The sequence below is a fragment of the Pseudoduganella sp. R-43 genome, from assembly GCF_049913255.1.
In the GTDB taxonomy this organism is placed as follows: Bacteria; Pseudomonadota; Gammaproteobacteria; order Burkholderiales; family Burkholderiaceae_D; genus Rugamonas.
Genome location: NZ_CP183988.1, coordinates 2,077,272 through 2,097,320 on the forward strand (window position 1 = coordinate 2,077,272; position 20,049 = coordinate 2,097,320).

Here is a 20,049-nt window from a genome sequence, read left to right on the forward strand (position 1 = left end):
AAATTGGAGTAGTATGTCGGAACCAGTTGTACAGAAGCGAGATATTGATGAGCGAAACTCTTACTCTCGAGTCCGAGACCATGGAATTTCATAAGGACCTCGACGCCCGCGGCCTGAATTGCCCGCTGCCTATTCTGAAAGCCAAGAAAGCCTTGGCGGAATTGGAAAGCGGCCAGGTGTTGCGTATCGTGGCTACCGATCCAGGGTCAGTGCGTGACTTCCAGGCCTTTGCCAAGCAGACTGGCAATGCACTCTTGTCCTACGTCCAGCAGGGCACTGAATTTACGTTTTTGATGCGCCGCAAGTAAAAACTGCGGTATGCTACCGGTTGCTGATTTTCGGCGCCGGATTGTACTTAAAAAACGCACGACCGTGCTTTTATTCGATAAGTGATATCGAATTCCAATATAATCTAGCCCACTAATTTTACTTATCTCTTTTTCAAAGGCACACCTATGAAAGTCCTGGTACCTGTCAAGCGCGTCGTCGACTTCAACGTGAAAGTGCGCGTCAAATCCGACGGCACTGGCGTAGATATCGCCAACGTCAAAATGTCGATGAACCCGTTCGACGAGATCGCACTGGAAGAAGCGACCCGCCTGAAAGAAGCTGGCAAAGTAACCGAAGTGGTTGCCGTGTCCGCCGGCGTGACCCAATGCCAGGAAACCCTGCGCACCGGCATGGCGATCGGCGCCGACCGCGGCATCCTGATCGAAACCGGCGTTGAACTGGAGCCGCTGGCTGTAGCCAAGCTGCTGAAGGCCGTTGCCGACAAAGAGCAACCGCAACTGATCATCCTGGGCAAGCAGGCTATCGACGACGACTCCAACCAGGTTGGCCAGATGCTGGCAGCGCTGCTGGGCTGGCCGCAAGCGACCTTCGCGTCAAAGGTTGAGCTGGGCGACGGCAAAGTCACCGTGACCCGCGAAGTGGACGGCGGCCTGGAAACCCTGGCGCTGCAACTGCCAGCCATCGTGACCACCGACCTGCGCCTGAACGAGCCGCGCTATGTGACCCTGCCTAACATCATGAAGGCGAAGAAGAAGCCGCTGGATACCGTCAAGCCGGAAGACCTGGGCGTCGACGTGACCCCGCGCCTGAAAACCCTGAAAGTGGCCGAGCCTGCCAAGCGTTCCGCTGGTATCAAAGTGCCTGACGTAGCGACCCTGGTGTCCAAGCTGCGCACCGAAGCTAAAGTCATCTAATTATTTGCTAAAACCGGAACTGCAGGTGTCTGACCCATTGGGTCAGACACCGGTCTGCCGGTTTTCACTCAAGGAAAAAATATCATGGTCGCACTCGTAATCGCAGAACACGACAACGCATCCCTGAAGGGCAGCACCCTCCACACCGTTACCGCCGCCGCCAAATGCGCAGGCGAAGTGCACGTGCTGGTCGCTGGCTCGAATGCCGGCGCCGCTGCTGCCGCCGCTGCCAAGATCGCTGGCGTCACCAAGGTGCTGCACGCAGACGCAGCTTACTTCGCGGACGGCCTGGCCGAAAACGTCTCCGAGCAGATCCTGGCGATCGCTGGTGGCTACACCCACATCCTGGCTCCGGCAACCGCTTACGGCAAGAACATCCTGCCGCGCGTTGCCGCCAAGCTGGACGTGGCTCAGATCTCCGAAATCACCAAGGTTGACGCGCCTGATACCTTCGAGCGCCCAATCTACGCCGGCAATGCGATCGCGTACGTGCAATCGTCGGACAAGGTCAAGGTGATCACCGTACGTAGCACCGGCTTCGACGCTGCTGCTGCCGAAGGCGGTTCCGCTGCTGTGGAAAGCGTGGCTGCAGCCGCTGATTTCGGCAAGTCCGCTTTCGTTGGCCGCGAAGTGGCCAAGTCGGACCGTCCGGAACTGACCGCTGCCAAGATCATCGTTTCCGGTGGCCGCGGCATGGGCTCCGCTGACGCCTTCAAGATCCTGGAACCACTGGCCGACAAGCTGAACGCCGCCATGGGCGCATCGCGCGCTGCGGTGGACGCAGGTTTCGTGCCGAACGACTGGCAGGTTGGCCAGACCGGCAAGATCGTTGCTCCTTCCCTGTACATCGCCGTCGGTATCTCCGGCGCGATCCAGCACCTGGCCGGCATGAAGGACTCCAAGGTCATCGTGGCTGTGAACAAAGACCCTGAAGCTCCTATCTTCTCCGTTGCCGACTACGGCATCGTGGGCGACCTGTTCGAGGTTGTGCCTCAACTGGTCAAGGAACTGGGTTAAACCGGTAAAGCAGTGTCAGACCCTCAGGGTCTGACACTGGCTCGCGACGGCCGCCTGATCGGGGTCTGACCCTTGGGTCAGACCCCGTTTTTCAGGTTTCTGGAGATTTTTGGAGACATCAATGAGCTATCAAGCCCCAATGAAAGACATGCTGTTCGTGATGAACGAACTGGCAAACCTGGCTAGCGTGTCCGCGCTGCCAGGCTGTGAAGATGCAAACGCGGAAACCGCGGAAGCCGTACTGGAAGAAAACGCGAAGTTCGTGAGCGGCGTGATCGCCCCGCTGAACCACGCGGCAGACAAAGAGCCTAGCTCCTGGGCTGATGGCAAGGTCATCACCTCGAAGGGCTTCAAGGAAGCCTTCAAGCAGTTCGCGGAAGCCGGCTGGCAAGGCCTGCAGCACCCGACGGAATTCGGCGGCCAGGGCCTGCCGAAGCTGATCGGCACCCCGTGCGTGGAAATGCTGCACGGCTCGAACCTGTCGTTCGCGCTGGTGGCGCTGCTGTCCGACGGCGCGATCGAAGCGCTGCTGACCGCCGGTTCCGACGAGCAGAAGGCGACCTACCTGGAGCCGCTGGTGACCGGCAAGTGGACCGGCACCATGAACCTGACCGAGCCGCAGGCCGGCTCCGACCTGGCTGCCGTGCGCACCCGCGCCGTGCCGCAGGGCGACGGCACCTACAAAGTATTCGGCACCAAGATCTTCATCACCTACGGTGAGCACGACATGGCCGAGAACATCATTCACCTGGTGCTGGCGCGTACTCCTGATGCGCCTCCAGGCGTGAAGGGCATCTCGCTGTTCATCGTGCCGAAGTTCATGGTCAACGCCGACGGTTCGCTGGGCGAGCGCAACGACGCGCACTGCGTGTCGATCGAACACAAGCTGGGCATCAAGGCTTCCCCAACCGCCGTGCTGCAATTCGGCGACAATGGCGGCGCCGTTGGCTACCTGGTGGGCGAAGAGAACCGCGGCCTGGAATACATGTTCATCATGATGAACGCGGCCCGTTTCGGCGTCGGCATGCAGGGCGTGGGCCTGGCGGAGCGCGCTTACCAGCAGGCTGTGACCTTCGCCAAGGACCGCGTGCAGTCGCGCGACCTGAACGGCTCTCCAGCCGGCGTGGCGATCATCAACCATCCGGACGTGCGCCGCATGCTGATGTCGATGCGCGCCCAGACCGAAGCGGCGCGTGCGCTGGCTTACGTGGCTGCCGGCATCCACGACGTGGCTCATCACCACGCCGATGCGGAAGTCCGCGCTGCGAACCAGGCTGTCTACGAATACCTGGTGCCGATCGTGAAGGGTTGGTCGACCGAGATGTCCGAGAACGTGACCCGCGACGGCGTGCAGGTGCACGGCGGCATGGGCTTCATCGAGGAAACCGGCGCGGCGCAGCACTACCGCGACGCCAAGATCCTGACCATCTATGAAGGCACCACCGCGATCCAGGCCAATGACCTGATCGGCCGCAAGACCGTGCGCGATGGCGGCGCTTTGGCCAAGTCGATCATTGCCCAGGTGCGCGCGACTGCCGAAGAACTGGCTGGCGTGAACAGTCCTGACTTCGCGGCGATCCGCAAGCACCTGGTGCAGGGCGCGGACGACCTGGAAGCGGTGGTGGACTTCGTCGTCAACCACGCCAAGTCGGATATCAAGGGCGTATTCTCCGGCTCCGTGCTGTACCTGAAGCTGGCCGGTATCGTGTTCGGCGGCTGGCAGATGGGCCGTGCTGCGCTGATCGCGCAGTCCAAGCTGTCGGCAGGGGAGGGCGACGCTTCGTTCTTCCACGCCAAGATCGTGACCGCGCGTTTCTTCGCGGACCACATCCTGTCCGGTTCCACCGGCATGCGCACCGCCATTGTTGATGGCAGCGCCGGTGTGCTGGGCCTGGACGTCGAGCAGTTCTAAGCCAGAACCATGGTGTCTGACCCAATGGGTCAGACACCGCTTTGCCGGTTCTGCAGTTCATGCGCAAGGAGCCACTTCTTGCGCGCCAATCCCCCTCCGTATCCCGTCAGCGAACCATCCTTGCCGATAATCCGGTGGCAGGGAATGATGATCGCAATCCGGTTCGCCCCATTCGCTCCAGCTACCGCCCGCACCGAGTTGGGTGCACCCAGGCGCGCTGCCAGGTCGGCATAATGCGTCACTTCCCCGAACTTCATTGCGCGCAAGGCATCCCAGACGCCGCGCTGGAAATCGCTGCCCGGTGCGTCCAGCGCCACGCTGAACTGCTGACGTTTGCCTTCGAAGTATTCCGCGGTCTGGGTCTCGGCTTCTCGCGTGTGTGCGTTTTCTCCGGCCAGGATGCGCGCCTTGAACAGGCGCTGCAAATCGCGGAACTCGGTTTCCAGCATGCGTCGGTCGGTGAATTCCAGTAAGCACACGCCGTTCTCGCTGGCGCAGACAAACATTGGCCCAAGCGGCGTCGCAAAGCGGTGCAGCACTAGTTGCTGTGCGCCCTGGCTGGGCGCATTGCCGGTCATCTTCTTGTAGGTATAGGCGAAGCCGCTGAGCGATTCGTAACCGCTGTCGAGCGCTACTTCGGTGGCGCTGCGACCCTCCTTCAGTTCCGTCATGGCCAGGTTGATGCGCAACATGCGCTGGTAGGCCTGGAAGCTGAAACCGTGGTGTTTCTTGAACCAGCGCCGCACCAGTTCCGGGCTGATGCCCAGTTCGCGCAGTTCGGCATCCTGGATGCGCCGCTTGGGATGTTCCCGCACCAGCGCGACTGCGCGGGCGACTTGCGGCGGCACGTCGGGTGCATTTTCGGTCGGGCGGCACACCTTGCAGGGGCGGAAGCCAAGCGCCAGCGGCTCCTTGATGTCGGAGAAAAAGTCGACATTTTCCGCCTTCGGTTTGCGCGCGCGGCAGGTCGGCAGGCAGAAGATGCCGGTGGTCTTGACCGCTGCATAAAAAGCGCCGACATGCTCGGGCGAGCGCGCGACCAGGGCCTGGTAGCAGCGCTGGATGTCGGCGGGATCAGTGAATTTCATCGGCGAACAGGGGCGAGAAGGATTGCTGGTGGCGGGTCGACTCAAGCATGGCCTGCAGTTGCCGCGTCATGGCGCCGTGCACGAAGTTGCCCATGCTGAAACGGGCGGCAGCATACGCGCGGCCACGGGCAACGGTTTCCTCAAGCGCCGCGGCGCGCCAGGCAAAGAAAAATAGAGGCATGAAATGGATTCCGGTTGCAGTGATGGCTGGAGCTTAGCGAGGCTCCAGCTTTGGCGACAACCGAAAAACAGACGACTATTTTTATGCCGGGCGTTACAGTCCTTTCTTTGCCAGTTCGGCGATTTCGTAATCGCCGTCATCGACCAGGCGCTCCCCTCCAGGCGTCAAACCCAATCCCAGGGTGCGCCCCAGCGACAGCAACTGGCTCTGTCCTGCGGCCTTGCGCACCGGCTCCAGCATGTAGACCGGATCGGCAAACGCTTCCGCCGGCGTGATGATCTTCCAGCCCATTTCCTTGAACTGTGCCAGCACGTCGTCCAGCCACAGCGCGTTGAGCAGGTTGTGGTGCAGCAGCAGGACTTGCGAAATATCGCGCCCCTGCAGTTGCTGCGACAGCTCGCGGTAAGCCAGCGCGCGTTGCCTGACGTGGGTCAGGTAAGCGGTCCGGATAGCGCTGATGTCGGCATTTGGATCCTTCTTCAGTACTTGCTCCAGCTTTTCGTTAAGGCGCCAATCGCTGGTGTCCAGGCTCACGCGAGCGTTGCGGTAACCATGGTCGCGCAGGAAGGTGCGCATGCCGTCGATCTTTTCAGGCGTGTTCCCCTCGCGCAGGTAAGTGAAGCGCAGCCATTTCTGGTAGCCGGGCTGGGTGCTGATCAAGCGGTCGCATTCCATCACCTGGCGCTGGTACTCGGCCAGTGGGATTCTTTCCAGGTCCGGATGGGTCACGGTGTGATTGCCGATGGCATGGCCCGCCTTGCTCCAGGCTTGCAGCAGCGGCAGGCCTTGCGGCGTGTTGGCGCCGAAGCCGGAGGTGACGAACAGCGCGGCCTGCACGCGGTGCTTGGCCAGCGCATCCAGAATGGCCTGGTTGCGTTCCGGGGCCGACATGCGGGGCGTGCTGCCTGCGTTCGGACCATCATCGATCGTGATGGCTACCGATTGCGCTTGCGCTGCGCTGGCAGCGGCCAGTGCAGCGGCGGCGAGAAGGCGGCGCATCATACGGCACCCAATGCGTCAATGACGGCCTGGTAGACGCGTACGGGTTCCTCAGAGATGCGGTTCAATACGTACAGGAAGTACTCCTTTCCAAAAACTGCGTATTCACGCGTCGGAAATCCGGCGTCGCGCAGGTGGGCGATGTTCTGCTCGCCCAAGCCTATCAGGGATTCGAATTCATAGGGGCCTGCGGCGATGCCTTCTGCGCGGATCATCGCCGTCAGCTCATCCTGGATCGCCCGGTCATGCGTGGCAATCGAACATTTGTGGCCGCTGCGCAGCAACAGTGCGGCATAGCGGCGATAGGCCGATGCCAGTTCGGGACTATTGCGGGGATAAGCAATTTCCACCGGTTCGAACATCGCGCCTTTGACCAGGCGGATGCGGCCGGGATGGCGCAGCAGCGCGGGGAGATCGTTGGCGGTGCGATGCAGCTTGGCCGGTACCGTGATGCCGACGTTCGACAGGCCATCCTTTTCGTGCAGGCGGCCGTAGATCTCGTAAATGCCGGACGTGCGGTCCGAGGCCTCCATCGAGATCATCACTTCCTGCCCGATTTCACTGGCGGCGCGCGCGATGCGGCGCGCGTTCTGGTAGCCCAGTTCGGGATCGACCAGCGAGCCGACGTGGGACAAGTCGAAGGAGATCGAGCAATCAAGACGCTGCTCGCCGATGGCCTGGACCAGCTGCAAGAAGACGCCAGTCTCCGCATTGGCGAAGGCTTCGTTACGCACGCTCTCGCCCATGTATTCGGCGGAAGCGCGGTGCCCGTTCTGGTTGATCATGGCAGCGCGCACGATCGCGTCCGACACGGTGCTGCCGGCAACGTAGCGCTGCGACACGCGGTCCATGTAAGGGCGCAGCAGCGGGTCTTCGAGGAATCGGGCCTTGGCATCTTCATTGACGGCCAGTTCGCGCAAGGCGCTGGCCGCCCGGTCGACCAGGGGTTGCCACTGGGGCGGGAAATGCGGCGTGGTATTGTCTGTCACAGTGTCTCCTTGCGCGTTTGGACGTTGTATATTAGCTAAAATTTCAATATGGAGCCGGCCATGGATGCTTCAACCCTCATGCTGTTCGTGCCTGCCTGTTTTGCGCTGAACATGGCGCCGGGGCCGAACAACCTGCTATCGGTTAGCAATGCCACGCGCTATGGCTTTCGGCGCTCCTGCCTGGCTGGTGCCGGGCGACTGGTGGCATTTGCGGGAATGATCGCCTTGGCATCGGCAGGGCTGGCAGCGGTGCTGCATACTTCGGAGCTGCTGTTCTACGGGATCAAGACCGTCGGCGCGATCTACTTGTTATACCTGGCCTGGCAATTGTGGCGCGCGCAGCCGGGCGTGCAGGTGGACAACGCTGCGTCGGCGCCAGGCTGGTGGCAGTTGGCGCGGCAGGAGTTTTTTGTCGCATCGGGCAATCCGAAAGCGATCCTGATCTTCACGGCGTTCTTGCCGCAGTTCGTCGATCCCGCCGGGCCGGTAGGCGCACAGTTCTTTGTGCTCGGGGTGTTGTTCCTGCTGCTGGAAGTGGTGGCGCTGGCAGCTTACGCCTGGATGGGCGCACGCCTGCAGAGGTGGTTTGCGCAACCGCGCGGGAAGAGGGTATTCAACCGGATTTGCGCCGGCCTGCTGGCCGGCGCGGGGATGGGCTTACTGCTGTCGCGAAGGACTTAGATGCGGTTCAGGCCGCCGTGCTCGCGCTTGACGTGGTCGCCGTTACGCAGGTTTGGATCGTTCTTCAGGACGACGGTGCCGACCTTGCCGGTTTCGTAGCGGACAGTCACGTGCCATTCCTTGACCTTGTTCATCTTGCCTTCGATCTTCTTGCCAGCGTAAGCGCCGCCTGCAGCGCCAGCAACGGTGGCCAGGGTCTTGCCGGTGCCGCCGCCAACCTGGTGGCCCAGCAGGCCGCCAGCAATACCGCCGGCAACGATGCCGGCTGCGCTGCCTTCGCCGTCTTTTTCGATCATTTTCACTGCGGTCACAGTGCCGCAATCAGCGCAAACAGCGCGCTTTGGCTGTGCGTAAGCGCCAGTCACCGTTACGGCCAGGATGGCTGGCAAGAGGAATTTAATTACTTTCATATGGGTTCTCCAAAAGCGTTGTGGTGTTGGTGAGTATAGGCCATTAGTTTCCTTCTGGAATGCTAATTTGTGACAAGGCGTTGCAGAGGGTGATATGTAAGAACGGCTATAATCGCGGATTGTTAATGCCTTAATTGATTTTTTACTATGATTGGCCAGTCATCCGCGCGCGTCGCAATTTTGGTGCCTTGTTACAATGAGGCGCTTACCATCGAAGCCATCGTGCACGATTTTCGCGCTAGTTTGCCGCAAGCGACAATCTACGTCTTCGACAATAATTCAACCGACGGCACCGCCGAGATTGCCCGTCGTGCAGGAGCCAGCGTGCGCCTGGTACCGCATCAGGGCAAGGGCAGCGTTGTACGCCGCATGTTCGCCGATATCGAGGCTGATGCCTACATTATGGTGGACGGTGACGACACTTATGATGCCGCGATTGCCCCACAATTGGTCGCTAAGCTGTTTGATGAAGGCCTGGACATGGTGGTTGGGAATCGTGTCACCGAGGAACAGGCTGCCTATCGCCTGGGACACCGCTTCGGTAACAACCTGCTGACCGGCTGTGTGTCCATGTTGTTCGGACGTACCTTTACCGACATCCTGTCCGGTTATCGCGTGTTTTCTCGCCGCTACGTAAAATCGTTTGCCGCCCATTCCACAGGTTTCGAAATCGAGACCGAGCTGACGGTGCATGCCCTCGAGTTGCGCATGCCGGTGGCAGAGGTCGAGACCGTATACAAGGCTCGGCCAGAGGGCTCCTTCAGCAAACTCAATACCTACCGGGACGGATGGCGCATCTTGATGACCATCTTGCGCCTGTTTAAGTCGGAGCGCCCGTTGGCATTCTTTGGCATCGGTTTTATGGCTTGCTTCCTGCTTTCGGTCGGCTTGGCCGTGCCACTACTAAGCGTCTATTGGGATACTGGGTTGGTACCGCGACAGCCTACCGCCGTATTGTGCTCGGCCATCATGCTGTTTGGCGTGGTGCTGCTGGTCTGCGGCATTGTCCTTGATGCAGTGACCAAGGCGCGTATTGAACAAAAGCGCTTTGCTTACCTGGCTTACCCGGCCCATGGAAACTAAGGGCGTGCGCCAGTTCCTGCGCTTTGGCATCAATGGAGTTGCCGGTGCGGGGGCCGACATGGGCGCTTTGTACCTGGCGCTGGCGTTGGGTTCGGGGCCGTACCTGGGGCGCCTGCTGTCTTTTCTGTTTGCGGTTTGGGTCACCTGGCGGCTGAACCGGCGGTTTACTTTCCGTGCCACGGCATCGGTCTGGCGTGAATGGTGGCGCTATTTGACGGTCATGGTTGGCGGCGGCGTGATCAACCTGGGCACCTATATGGTGCTGTTGCAGTTTTTGCCTGAAGCGCGCTGGGCACCAGCCGTTGGCGTGGTGGCTGGCTCGCTGGCCGGCATGACTTTCAACTTCATTTCCGCAAAATATTTCGTATTTCGTGAGCTCCATGATTAATAAACTCGTCTACACGCTATCGCATTATTTCGCCTTACTGATCTTCCTGGGGGCATGCTGGGGAGTTGGCCGCGCCATGCTTCGCCGCTGGGCGTCGGAGGTAATCCAGCAGGAACCCGAAGAAGCCCTGCTATGGCATGCCATTGCAGCCACGCTCGGCATGGGACTGTACATATGCGTACTGCAATGGCTGGCTATCGCCGGACAGTTGCGCATGATTCCACTGGTATTAGTGCTGGTGCTCGGCCTCGGTCTATGCCTGGCTGAATGGCGTGCGCTGCAGGGCCGCTGGTGGGCCGCCATGGTTCCGCAATGGCGTGAAGCAAACTGGCCTGCGCGCGGCACCGCCTTGCTGATTGCCTTGATGGTTTTCCCGACCCTCGTCGCTCCGTTGTGTCCGCCAATAGTATGGGATGAGGTGATGTACCACCTGCCGCACGCTCAGGAATGGGCTCGGAGCGGCAGGCTGACTGTCAATGACTGGCTGCGATATCCGTGGTTTCCCTATAATGCAAACCTGCTGTTTGCCGGAGCCATGATCGCCTATGACGATGTGATGACCCACCTGATCAGCGCACTGATGGCGTGGCTTACCACCGTTTTGGTATATGTCACCGGCAAACGTTACGCTGGCCAAGGTGTCGCCAGCATCGCCACCCTTATCTACCTGTATTTGACGCGCAGCCTGTACGATAACGCGATGGTCGATGCCGCCGTCACGCTATTCATTTTTGCGGGCTGCCTGGTCTTCTATCGTTGGCAGCAGCAACCTCAGCGGCGCGCATTGCTGGCGATGGCTTGCTTCTTGTTGGGCGTTGCCGTCGGCATCAAGTACCAGGCGTTGCAGTTACTCCCCGTGCCGGCGATCGTTTTGTTGGTGCGGACACGTTCCCCGCGAGACTGGCTCATCGCGGCGGTCGCGCTGCTCCTGCCTTGCGCATACTGGTACGCCCGGAATTATGTGCTGACCGGTGACCCAGTCAATCCAATCGGTGGCAAGCTATTCGGTTTTAGCGATTGGAACCTGGGGGATTTCCAGCATCAATTCGAAGATCTCAAACGCAACGAGGGGTGGCCGGTGTGGTTTATCTGGCCAGCATTGTTGGCGCCTGTGATCGCCAGCGTGCGCCGCTTGCCAGGCGTGCGTGCCGGAAGCATGCTGGCGGCTCTCAGCATTACGTTGTGGTTGCTGAGCTCGCATTACCCGCGCTACCTGATGCCGCTCTATCCTGTCCTGGCACTGTTGGCGGCGGCAGTCTGGTACTGGCTTTTTGTCGCCGTATGGAAGCTGCTGGCCCGTGGGGAAACGTCGAAGCTGCAAAGCAAGGCGGTCGCAGCTTGTGTCGCCTTGGGGCTCCTGGCCGTTCTGCCAGGTGCACTTAAAACCGTACACAGGACCTGGAAGCTTGTTTCGCCGACAACTGCTGCCCGCGAGGCGGTTTTGCAGCAGAGGATTACCGGCTATCCAATGCTGGTCTATCTGCGCGAGCATCCGATGGGCCGTACCTACCAGTTTGGTCTGGAGGACTCAATCTATTACGCTCCACCGCGAACGGGCGGTGACCATTTTGGCCCGGGGCGCTATCGCGATCACGCCGATCTGCCTCCTGCTGACCTGGCCAAAGCCTTGCGTCGTTCCGGTTATGCCAGCCTGTTGATCCATACGGTGCGTTGGCCGGGCATCGAGACCAAGCCGGGATTCGCGCAGTTCTTCACGCTGGTACATCGGGACGGCCCGGTTTCCTTGTACCGGATTGCAGAACCTGCGCCGAGCGCCGCGCCGGCCAATTAACCGTAGATGCCGCCGGTGTAGAGCAGGTCGAACAGGCGGGCGATGGCGGCGATCAGGCCGAAGGCGCCAAACATCAGGGCGGCGACCAGCACGATCGCCAGCGGCCAGCGCGAGCTGGTTTGCCTGGCGCTGCCAGCGTTGAAGGTGGCGTCCCACTTCTCGTCGGGCATCAGGCCCAGCACGAGGGCTTCGAGGACGCCGGCCAGGATCGACAGGATCAACGGCAGCAGCAGGAAGTAGGGATCGGCTTTCGGCCATAATGCAAACACGGCTGCGACGCCGAGCAGGCTGGCGGCGTGCAGCCAGCCCCATTTGTCAGCCAGGCCGCGCAGGTAGAAGCGGTGCAGGCCGATGCCGCCGGCAACAGCGGCGAGCAGGGCGGCGAATGTTTTGTTCTTGTGTAAAACAGACATGATTGCAGCCGAGAAGTCCGAAAAACCGGCAGTATCGCACAACAAAGCTGTTGCCGACGAGGCCAGTTCAGGGGATAATCCCGGATTGTCCAATTCCCCACCAATTTGATTAATCTTGCCGGTTGGAGTTAAAGCGCGCTATAATTTGCGGCTTTTTCCGACTCAGCACACTTTTTTGGAATTATTATGGTCGTTATTCGTTTAGCTCGTGGTGGCGCCAAGAAGCGTCCTTTCTACAACATCGTTGCAACCGATTCCCGCAATCGTCGTGACGGCCGTTTCGTAGAGCGTATCGGCTTCTTCAACCCAATGGCTACCGGCCAAGCAGAAACCTTCCGCGTTGCTGCTGACCGTCTGGCTTACTGGCAAGGCGTTGGCGCTCAGCTGTCCCCAGCTGTTGCCAAGCTGGTTGCTGGCCAGAAGGCTGCTTAATAGTAGCTTCAAGTTTTGAGCAGCAAGACCGCATCTGGGGCGCAAGCCCCGGCTGACCTGGTTCAGGTTGGCTTTGTTTCTGGTGCCTACGGCATCACCGGCGGGGTCCGTGTCCGACCCTTCTCCACCGAAGCAGATGCGCTGCTGCATGCCACCACCTGGTGGCTCGACAAGCCAAGCCTGCGTGACGTTGAAGTCAAGCGGGCTAAGCTGCATGGTGGCGACGTGGTCACCACGATCGTCGGGATGACGGACCGTAACGAAGCAGAAGCGCTGAAGGGTGCATCGGTGTTCGTGTCGCGCGCCGATTTCCCGCAGCTGGAAGACGATGAATACTACTGGGGCGACCTGATCGGCCTGGCAGTTCAGAATCAACAAGGCGAGAGCCTTGGCACGGTCGCGGACATGATGAGCAACGGACCTCAGTCCATCCTGCGCGTCGAGTACGAGGCCGAAGGTAAGGCGCAAGAGCGCCTGATCCCGTTTGTAAGCCAGTTTGTTATCAAGGTGGACAAGGACGCGAAGCAGATCATCGTGGACTGGGGCCTGGATTACTAATCCGGAACCGCACAATGCAATTCGACGTCATTACCCTGTTCCCTGAGATGTTCGCTGCCTTGACGCAGTCCGGCGTGACCCGCCGCGCGTTCGAGCAGAAGCGCTGGGGCCTGTCGCTGTGGAATCCGCGCGATTTCACCACCGACAACCACCGTACCGTGGATGACCGCCCGTATGGCGGTGGCCCGGGGATGGTGATGCTGGCCAAGCCGCTGGAGCAGACCATCGCGGCCGCGAAGCAGCGCCAGGTGGTTTCCGGCCTGCCGGCGCCGCGCGTGGTGTACATGTCGCCGCAAGGCAAGCAGCTGACCCACGAACGCGTGATGCAGCTGAAGCAGGAACCCGGCCTCGTGATCCTGTGCGGCCGTTACGAAGCGGTGGACCAGCGTTTGCTGGACCGCTGCGTCGATGAAGAAATCAGCCTCGGCGATTTTGTGCTGTCCGGCGGCGAGCTGCCTGCCATGGCCCTGATGGATGCCGTGGTGCGCCAGCTGCCAGGCGTGCTGAATACCGATGCCTCCGCAGTCGAAGACTCCTTCGTCAACGGCTTGCTGGATTCGCCGCACTATACGCGGCCAGAAGTTTACGAAGGCGAGGCCGTGCCGCCCGTGCTGTTGGGCGGTAACCACGCCGAGATCGAGAAGTGGCGCCGCGAGCGCATGCTGGAGGCGACGGCGCGCAAGCGTCCCGACCTGCTGGTAAAGGCCCGCGAAGCCGGCCTGCTCTCGAAGAAGGACGAAAAGTTTTTGACGGGTTTATAAAAACCCGTTGTAGTACCGTGGCAGGCATGTTGCCTGCCGTGTTTCAACCCCATCCTCTACCGGGCATCTTTTTGGCGCCGGCAAGATGGTAATAGGAGTTTTAAAATGAACCTGATCCAGCAACTGGAACAAGAAGAAATCGCTCGCCTGGGCAAGAACATCCCTGAGTTCGCCCCTGGCGATACCGTGGTTGTCAACGTGAACGTAGTCGAAGGCACCCGCAAGCGCGCCCAGGCTTACGAAGGCGTTGTTATCGCCCGTCGTAACCGTGGCCTGAACTCGAACTTCATCGTTCGTAAAATCTCGTCCGGCGAAGGCGTTGAGCGTACCTTCCAGCTGTACTCCCCACTGATCGCTTCGATCGAAGTGAAGCGTCGTGGTGACGTTCGCCGCGCCAAGCTGTACTACCTGCGTGAGCGTTCGGGCAAGTCCGCACGTATCAAGGAAAAACTGCCAAACCGCAAAGTTGCGGCAACCGCAGCGTAATCCATACCCCGGTATCGGATTCGGAAAGGACGCCTTCGGGCGTCCTTTTTTTTCAGCTTGGTACAATGCCGCCTATGCCAAAAACACCTTTCGACCCGACTCAGCTACCGATTGAAGCGATTGCCGGCGAAGCCGCGGTGCTGCTGGAGCATCTTGCGCCGGATTGGCTGCGCCAGCGTTTTGCGCAGCCGCCGGAATGGACGCCCGAACCATCCGAGCCGCCGCTTGGCCTGCATCGCGGCGAGCCGACACCGGCTTCCGTGCTGGTGCCCTTGGTGCTGCGCGAGGACGGCGTCTACCTGCTGCTGACGATGCGCACGGCGCATTTGAACGATCATGCAGGGCAGGTGGCGTTTCCCGGCGGCCGTGCCGAGCCTGCCGATGCGGATGCGATCGACACGGCGCTGCGCGAAACCGAGGAGGAGATTGGCCTGGATCGCCGCCATATCGACGTGATCGGCACGCTGCCCTTGTATTACACCGGCACCGGCTATGCAGTGACCCCGGTGGTGGGGCTGGTGACGCCGCCGTTCGAACTGAAGGCCGATCCGTTCGAGGTGGCGGAGATCTTCGAGGTGCCGTTCCAGTTCCTGATGGATGGCGCCAACCACCAGCGCCTGGCGGCCGAACTTCCGAATGGCTGCCGCACTTTTTACGCAATGCCATACCAGAACTATTTTATCTGGGGCGCAACGGCCGGCATGCTGCGCAACCTGTTTCATTTCTTGCGCGCATAAGCTATCGTAGCGGGCATTGTGGTACTGCTAATCAAAGGATTTAGATGACTTTTCTCTCCATTCTCGTGGCCTTGCTGTTTGAGCAACTGAAGCCCCTGCGAGCGGACAACCCGATCTGGGCTGAATTCAAGCGCCTGGCCGTACGCATGGAGCAGTGGTTCAATGCCGGGCATGCGAGCCACGGCCGCATGGGCTGGTTCCTGCTGGTTGGCGCGCTGACGCTGCCGGCCGGCCTGGTGTACTGGCTGTTGCTGCGCTATAACCTGATACTGGCTGCCTTTGCCTGGAATGTGCTGATTGTTTACCTGACACTGGGCTTTCGCCATTACAGCCATTACTTCACGTCGATCCAGCTCGCGCTGAACGCGGGCGACGAGAGCCAGGCGCGTGCGCTGCTCGCAGAGTGGTGCAAGATCGACACCGTCGGCATGGAGCTGACCGAGATTTCCCGCATCGCCGTGGAAAAAGCGCTGGTCACTACCCACCGCAATGTATTCGGCGTGTTCTTCTGGTTCCTGATGCCGCTCGGTCCTTGCGGCGCCATCCTGTACCGCGTATCCGAATACCTGGCGCGCGCCTGGAACGAGCCGGAACACATGCGCCAGGAAGCTTTCGGCATCTTTGCCGCCAAGGCCTTCTACTGGATCGACTGGGTCCCGGCGCGCCTGACTGCCGTAGCTTTCGCCGTGGTCGGCAATTTTGAAGACGCGATCTACGCCTGGCGCAATTTCGCCCACCGCTGGAAGGATGAGGCGATCGGCATCATCCTGTCGGCCGGCGGCGGCGCCATGGGGGTGCGCCTCGGTACCCCGAATGAAAATGCGGCCAAGATCATCCCGTCCGATGCGGCGACCGTGGATATCAGCGACATGGAAGTGGACCAGCTGCCGGGCGACGAGCCGGGCGTGCGCGCCCTGCAAAGCACGGTCGGCCTGGTATGGCGCGCGTTGTTGCTGTGGATGATGCTGCTGCTGTTGCTGTCCGGAGCGGTGTGGCTCGGCTAAAATGACCTGAACCCGGAGCCCCGTTCAAGTCTTCTATAAGATATAATACTGGGGTTCCTTACAGCAACCGGGTTTCAGGTATATGGCCAGCGAGTTCTTCATTCTTGGGCTTACGACCGACGGCAAACAATTCCGTCCAAGCGACTGGGCGGAACGACTGGCCGGCGTGCTGGCGTGCTTCCGCCCGGAAGGCTCTGGCGGCCGCCACGCCCACCTGCAGTTCTCGCCTTACGTCACGCCGACCGTCGTCAATGGCATCAAGGCCGTCGTCGTCAACGAAGGCCTGCGCGAAATCCAGCCGATGGCTTATAACTTCGTTAAGGAATTCGCCAAGGATAACAAGCTGCAGGTCGTCGAGGCTTGTCTGATACCTGACGAAAAAGCTTAAGTGTCGTAGGATAGGGTTTTGCCAACATGAGCAGAACCCCATGCAAATCAAATACGTCGCAGCGCTGCTGCTGACCGCTTCTTCAGCTTTCGCCCAGACCTTGCCCGCCGGTGTCGCCAAAGGCCCTTCGGTCGAAGGCATCACCGAATACCGCCTGCCCAACGGGCTCAAAGTCCTGCTGTTCCCCGATGCATCGAAACCGACGGTGACCGTCAACGTTACCTATCTGGTCGGCTCGCGCCATGAGAACTATGGCGAGACCGGCATGGCGCACTTGCTGGAGCACCTGATGTTCAAGGGCGCGCCTAACCATCGCAATATCCCGCAGCAGTTCTCCGAACGCGGCATGGAATTCAACGGCACCACTTCGCTGGACCGCACCAACTACTACGAAGTATTCCAGGCCAGCCCGGAAAACCTGAAGTGGGCGCTGGACATGGAAGCCGAGCGCATGACCAAATCCTTCATCGCCAAGAAGGACCTGGATTCGGAAATGACCGTGGTGCGCAACGAGTACGAGAGCGGCGAGAACAGCCCGTTCGAAGTGCTGTACAAGCGCCTGGAAAGCATTGCTTACGACTGGCATAGCTACGGTCGTTCCACCATCGGCAACCGCAGCGATATCGAGAACGTCAAGATCGAGAACCTGCAAGCCTTCTATCGCACCTACTACCAGCCGGATAACGCGGTGCTGCTGGTGGCAGGCAAGTTCGATCCTTCGCAAACGCTGGCCTGGATCAGCAAGACTTTCGGCGCGATCCCGAAGCCGAAGCGCAAGCTGCCGCAATTCTGGACCGTGGAGCCGACCCAGGACGGCGAGCGCCAGTACGCAGTGCACCGCAAGGGCGACGTGCAGATCGTCCTGGTGGGCTACAAGATTCCATCGGGCCTGCATAACGACGCCGATCCGCTGGCCTTCATGGGCCAGGTGCTGGGCGACACGCCAAACGGCCGCCTGCACAAGCAGCTGGTCGAAACCGGCAAGGCGGCACAGGTGTTTGCAATGATCCAGCCCGGCATTGCGCCAAGCCTGCAAGTGTTCGGCGCCGTGGTGAAGATGGGCCAGCCGATCGGGCCGGTGCGCGATGAACTCATTGCTGCAGTGGAGGGCTTTGCCAAGGCGCCGCCGACCGAAGAGGAAATGGAGCGCACGCGCCGCGAATACAGCAACGCGATTGAAAAGGCGCTGAACAATCCGCAGCAGGTGGGCGTGGCCCTGAGCGACCATATTGCTCTGGGAGATTGGCGGCTGCTGTTCCAGGGCCGCGACGGACTCGCGTCCATCACTTCGGCGCAGGTCGCAGAAGCGGCAGGGCGCTACATGAAGCGCGATAACCGCACTGTCGGTACCTTCGTTCCAGACGACGCGCCTCAGCGCGCGGAAATCGGCGCGGCGCCGACGGCGGCCGAACTGCTCAAGGACTACAAGGGCAAGGCTAGCGCACTGACGTCCGAGAATTTCGATCCGAGCCAGGACAACATCATGGCGCGCACGGAGCTCAAGGAAATCGGCAATCTGAAGCTGGCGCTGCTGCCGAAGAAGAATCGCGGCGAGACCGTGGCGGTGGACATGCGACTCCATTGGGGCGACGAAAAGAACCAGTTCGGCAAGCAGATGCTGTCGGCGGCAGCGGACCAGATGCTGGCGCGCGGCACCAGCAAATATTCGCGTGCGCAACTGGCCGATGCGATGTCGAAGCTGAAGATGAGCGGTTCGCTGTACCACTTTGAAACGACGCGCGAGCACCTGCCTGCCGCGCTGCGCCTGGTGGCGCATGTGCTGAAAGACGCTTCATTCCCCGAGACGGAGTTCGAGCAGATGCGCCAGCAATGGATCGTCGGCATCGAGGCTTCGCGCAACGACCCGCAGGCGATGGCCGGCAGGAAGCTGGCCGAATACTTCGACCATTGGCCGAAAGGCGATCCGCGCAGCGTGATGACGCTCGACGAACAGGTCGAGGCGGTCAAGGCGATGAAGCTGGCCGATGTGAAGGCTTACCACGCCGAGTTCTACGGCACCTCGCGCGGCGAGCTGTCGGTGGTAGGGGATTTCGACAAGGCTGAACTGGTCAAGGTGGCGAGCGAGGAACTGGCGGGCTGGCAAAGCAAGGCCGCTTACACGCCGATCCTGGACAAGCATGTCGAGAAGGCGCCGACCCGCATCACGCTGGATGCACCGGACAAGGAAAACGGCATGTTCGCGGCGCGCATCAACATCCCGCTGCGCACGGATGACCCGGACTACGCCGCACTGGAGGTGGCGAACTACATCTTCGGCAATGGCGGCCTGAAGTCGCGCCTGATGGACCGGATTCGCCAGAAGGAAGGCTTGTCCTACGGCGGCGGCTCGTCCCTCGATGCGGGCGACCGCGACGATGCGGGCGGCTTGACCATTGAAGCGATCGCAGCGCCGCAGAACATGGTCAAGCTGGAAGCTGCCGTTCGCCAGGAACTGGAGCGCGCCGTGAAGAGCGGCTTCACCGCTGCCGAAGTGGCAGGCGCCAAATCGGGCCTGATGCAGCAGCGCGTGCAGAACCGTTCGAAGGATGACGTGGTGGCTGGCGCCTGGTCGCACTTCCGCTACCTGGATCGCACTTTCGTGTGGAGCAAGGAGTATGAGGCGAAGCTGAAGGTGTTGACTGCGGAGCAGGTGAGCGCGGCCTTCCGCAAGCATATCGATCCTGCCAAGCTGTCGGTGGTGATCGCCAGCGACGCATCGAAAGCCAAGCGATGAAAAGGGCGCTTGCATTGATACTGGCGCTGGCGGCGGGCACTGCGCTGGCCGGTCCTCCGAACCAGTTATACCTGATCAAGCCGGACGGAAACGCTGCGCCGCTTGCGCGCATCGTTTCCGGCGGTTTCGAGTCCCTGAGCCTGGGCGACGACGAAACGGGCAAGCCGCCGCGCTCACTGCATGTCTATCTCGGCGCCCGGCATGCGGGCAAGGTCAAGGTCGGGGCGGCAGCAAGCCCTGACGACAGCGGCTGCAGCGATGGCGAAAGCCTGGCCCTCGCGCCACTGGCCGGCAGTGAGGTGCCGGGCAGCGGCCTGGCCACATCGCGGCCATTGACCTTGCGGCCGGCACGTCCTGAAATTGCCTTGACGCCGACAGACCTGCGAGGGCTTTCCCAGCTTGCCAGTGCGTGGATGGAAAAGCACGGCGTCAAGCGCAAAGATCGTATTGCCGCATTAAAGACACTGGAGGCGAACGACGCCGGCCAGGCCGTGGCGGTATCGATCAACTACGACAATATCGATGCGAACCAGATGGTGACCCTGTTCTTCCTGGCTGAAAAGCGGGCGGGCGGGGAATTTTCAATGGTGTATGAAGACTCTTACGTCGGTCCTCATGGCGAGGCGGAAAAGGCGAACAAGAAGTACCTGGAACACCTGGACCTTGATGCGGATGGCGTGGATGAAGTCGTGATTTCCGGCAGCGCTTATGAGTCCTGGTTCTACAGCATACTGAAACGGCAGGGCGGCAAATGGGTGGCGGTTCACTCCCAGGACGGCGGCGGTTGCTGA

Annotated in this window: 23 protein-coding genes; 17 read left to right on the forward strand and 6 right to left on the reverse strand. The window is 60.7% G+C overall.

What is annotated here, in order from left to right:
• Nucleotides 1-80: 80 nt before the first annotated feature.
• From ACN9M3_RS09440 to ACN9M3_RS09455, 4 genes are all read left to right on the forward strand, one after another.
• The gene (locus ACN9M3_RS09440) at nucleotides 81-308 is read left to right on the forward strand and encodes a sulfurtransferase TusA family protein (protein ID WP_426172164.1); all 228 of its coding nucleotides are present in this window, start codon (nucleotides 81-83) and stop codon (nucleotides 306-308) included.
• Nucleotides 309-455: 147 nt separating this feature from the next.
• Nucleotides 456-1,205: an electron transfer flavoprotein subunit beta/FixA family protein gene (locus ACN9M3_RS09445; RefSeq protein WP_057261578.1), complete on the forward strand. Its 750-nt coding sequence runs from the start codon at nucleotides 456-458 to the stop codon at nucleotides 1,203-1,205.
• An 84-nt stretch (nucleotides 1,206-1,289) separates the two neighbouring features.
• Nucleotides 1,290-2,222: an electron transfer flavoprotein subunit alpha/FixB family protein gene (locus ACN9M3_RS09450; RefSeq protein WP_426322032.1), complete on the forward strand. Its 933-nt coding sequence runs from the start codon at nucleotides 1,290-1,292 to the stop codon at nucleotides 2,220-2,222.
• 121 nt (nucleotides 2,223-2,343) lie between these two features.
• On the forward strand, nucleotides 2,344-4,134 hold the full coding sequence (locus ACN9M3_RS09455; RefSeq protein ID WP_426322034.1) for an acyl-CoA dehydrogenase: 1,791 nt from the start codon (nucleotides 2,344-2,346) through the stop codon (nucleotides 4,132-4,134).
• A gap of 29 nt (nucleotides 4,135-4,163) precedes the next feature.
• Here the strand turns inward: ACN9M3_RS09455 and ACN9M3_RS09460 are convergent, their stop codons facing one another.
• The 4 genes from ACN9M3_RS09460 to ACN9M3_RS09475 all read right to left on the reverse strand — a co-directional run bounded on the left by ACN9M3_RS09460 (nucleotide 4,164) and on the right by ACN9M3_RS09475 (nucleotide 7,391).
• Complete coding sequence (locus ACN9M3_RS09460; RefSeq protein ID WP_426322036.1) at nucleotides 4,164-5,222, reverse strand: bifunctional transcriptional activator/DNA repair enzyme AdaA; 1,059 nt, start codon at nucleotides 5,220-5,222, stop codon at nucleotides 4,164-4,166.
• A complete protein-coding gene (locus tag ACN9M3_RS09465; RefSeq protein WP_426170216.1) occupies nucleotides 5,209-5,403 on the reverse strand; it encodes a hypothetical protein in 195 nt (64 codons plus the stop codon). Before ACN9M3_RS09465 ends, ACN9M3_RS09460 begins: the two co-directional genes overlap by 14 nt.
• Nucleotides 5,404-5,496: 93 nt before the next feature.
• Nucleotides 5,497-6,405 carry a polysaccharide deacetylase family protein gene (locus ACN9M3_RS09470; RefSeq protein WP_426170219.1) on the reverse strand — a complete coding sequence of 303 codons (909 nt, stop codon included), beginning with the start codon at nucleotides 6,403-6,405 and terminating at the stop codon, nucleotides 5,497-5,499.
• The gene (locus ACN9M3_RS09475; protein ID WP_426322039.1) at nucleotides 6,402-7,391 is read right to left on the reverse strand and encodes a proline dehydrogenase family protein; all 990 of its coding nucleotides are present in this window, start codon (nucleotides 7,389-7,391) and stop codon (nucleotides 6,402-6,404) included. Before ACN9M3_RS09475 ends, ACN9M3_RS09470 begins: the two co-directional genes overlap by 4 nt.
• Before the next feature lie 60 nt (nucleotides 7,392-7,451).
• Between ACN9M3_RS09475 and ACN9M3_RS09480 the strand changes: the two genes are divergently transcribed.
• Nucleotides 7,452-8,072, forward strand: coding sequence for a LysE family translocator (locus ACN9M3_RS09480; RefSeq protein WP_426170224.1), 621 nt, complete (start codon nucleotides 7,452-7,454; stop codon nucleotides 8,070-8,072).
• Here the strand turns inward: ACN9M3_RS09480 and ACN9M3_RS09485 are convergent.
• Complete coding sequence (locus ACN9M3_RS09485) at nucleotides 8,069-8,482, reverse strand: glycine zipper 2TM domain-containing protein (RefSeq protein ID WP_426322041.1); 414 nt, start codon at nucleotides 8,480-8,482, stop codon at nucleotides 8,069-8,071. The genes ACN9M3_RS09480 and ACN9M3_RS09485 overlap by 4 nt on opposite strands.
• Nucleotides 8,483-8,629: 147 nt before the next feature.
• On the opposite strand from ACN9M3_RS09485, the gene ACN9M3_RS09490 reads away from it, so the two are divergent.
• From ACN9M3_RS09490 to ACN9M3_RS09500, 3 genes are read left to right on the forward strand one after another with little or no spacing between them, the layout of a single operon-like run.
• Nucleotides 8,630-9,565: a glycosyltransferase gene (locus tag ACN9M3_RS09490; RefSeq protein ID WP_426322043.1), complete on the forward strand. Its 936-nt coding sequence runs from the start codon at nucleotides 8,630-8,632 to the stop codon at nucleotides 9,563-9,565.
• A gap of 4 nt (nucleotides 9,566-9,569) precedes the next feature.
• On the forward strand, nucleotides 9,570-9,953 hold the full coding sequence (locus ACN9M3_RS09495) for a GtrA family protein (protein WP_426322045.1): 384 nt from the start codon (nucleotides 9,570-9,572) through the stop codon (nucleotides 9,951-9,953).
• Nucleotides 9,946-11,745: an ArnT family glycosyltransferase gene (locus tag ACN9M3_RS09500; RefSeq protein WP_426322047.1), complete on the forward strand. Its 1,800-nt coding sequence runs from the start codon at nucleotides 9,946-9,948 to the stop codon at nucleotides 11,743-11,745. The genes ACN9M3_RS09495 and ACN9M3_RS09500 overlap by 8 nt, the downstream gene beginning before the upstream one ends.
• Here ACN9M3_RS09500 and ACN9M3_RS09505 read toward each other — a convergent pair.
• Nucleotides 11,742-12,158, reverse strand: coding sequence for a hypothetical protein (locus ACN9M3_RS09505; RefSeq protein WP_426322049.1), 417 nt, complete (start codon nucleotides 12,156-12,158; stop codon nucleotides 11,742-11,744). The genes ACN9M3_RS09500 and ACN9M3_RS09505 overlap by 4 nt on opposite strands.
• A gap of 186 nt (nucleotides 12,159-12,344) precedes the next feature.
• On the opposite strand from ACN9M3_RS09505, the gene rpsP reads away from it, so the two are divergent.
• From rpsP to ACN9M3_RS09550, 9 genes are all read left to right on the forward strand, one after another.
• Nucleotides 12,345-12,590 carry a 30S ribosomal protein S16 gene (gene rpsP / locus ACN9M3_RS09510; RefSeq protein ID WP_057261569.1) on the forward strand — a complete coding sequence of 82 codons (246 nt, stop codon included), beginning with the start codon at nucleotides 12,345-12,347 and terminating at the stop codon, nucleotides 12,588-12,590.
• 15 nt (nucleotides 12,591-12,605) lie between these two features.
• Complete coding sequence (rimM, locus tag ACN9M3_RS09515; RefSeq protein ID WP_426170238.1) at nucleotides 12,606-13,148, forward strand: ribosome maturation factor RimM; 543 nt, start codon at nucleotides 12,606-12,608, stop codon at nucleotides 13,146-13,148.
• Between the two features lie 14 nt (nucleotides 13,149-13,162).
• A complete protein-coding gene (trmD, locus tag ACN9M3_RS09520; protein ID WP_426322051.1) occupies nucleotides 13,163-13,909 on the forward strand; it encodes a tRNA (guanosine(37)-N1)-methyltransferase TrmD in 747 nt (248 codons plus the stop codon).
• Between the two features lie 105 nt (nucleotides 13,910-14,014).
• Nucleotides 14,015-14,395 (forward strand): 50S ribosomal protein L19, encoded by a 381-nt coding sequence (gene rplS / locus ACN9M3_RS09525; protein ID WP_426170243.1) that lies wholly within the window; start codon nucleotides 14,015-14,017, stop codon nucleotides 14,393-14,395.
• Between the two features lie 74 nt (nucleotides 14,396-14,469).
• Complete coding sequence (locus ACN9M3_RS09530; protein WP_426322054.1) at nucleotides 14,470-15,132, forward strand: CoA pyrophosphatase; 663 nt, start codon at nucleotides 14,470-14,472, stop codon at nucleotides 15,130-15,132.
• Between the two features lie 44 nt (nucleotides 15,133-15,176).
• Nucleotides 15,177-16,136 (forward strand): CobD/CbiB family protein, encoded by a 960-nt coding sequence (locus tag ACN9M3_RS09535; RefSeq protein WP_426322056.1) that lies wholly within the window; start codon nucleotides 15,177-15,179, stop codon nucleotides 16,134-16,136.
• A gap of 82 nt (nucleotides 16,137-16,218) precedes the next feature.
• Complete coding sequence (locus ACN9M3_RS09540; RefSeq protein ID WP_055936782.1) at nucleotides 16,219-16,524, forward strand: DUF3579 domain-containing protein; 306 nt, start codon at nucleotides 16,219-16,221, stop codon at nucleotides 16,522-16,524.
• A gap of 40 nt (nucleotides 16,525-16,564) precedes the next feature.
• Nucleotides 16,565-19,258, forward strand: coding sequence for a M16 family metallopeptidase (locus ACN9M3_RS09545; protein ID WP_426322058.1), 2,694 nt, complete (start codon nucleotides 16,565-16,567; stop codon nucleotides 19,256-19,258).
• Complete coding sequence (locus tag ACN9M3_RS09550; protein WP_426170253.1) at nucleotides 19,255-20,049, forward strand: hypothetical protein; 795 nt, start codon at nucleotides 19,255-19,257, stop codon at nucleotides 20,047-20,049. Before ACN9M3_RS09545 ends, ACN9M3_RS09550 begins: the two co-directional genes overlap by 4 nt.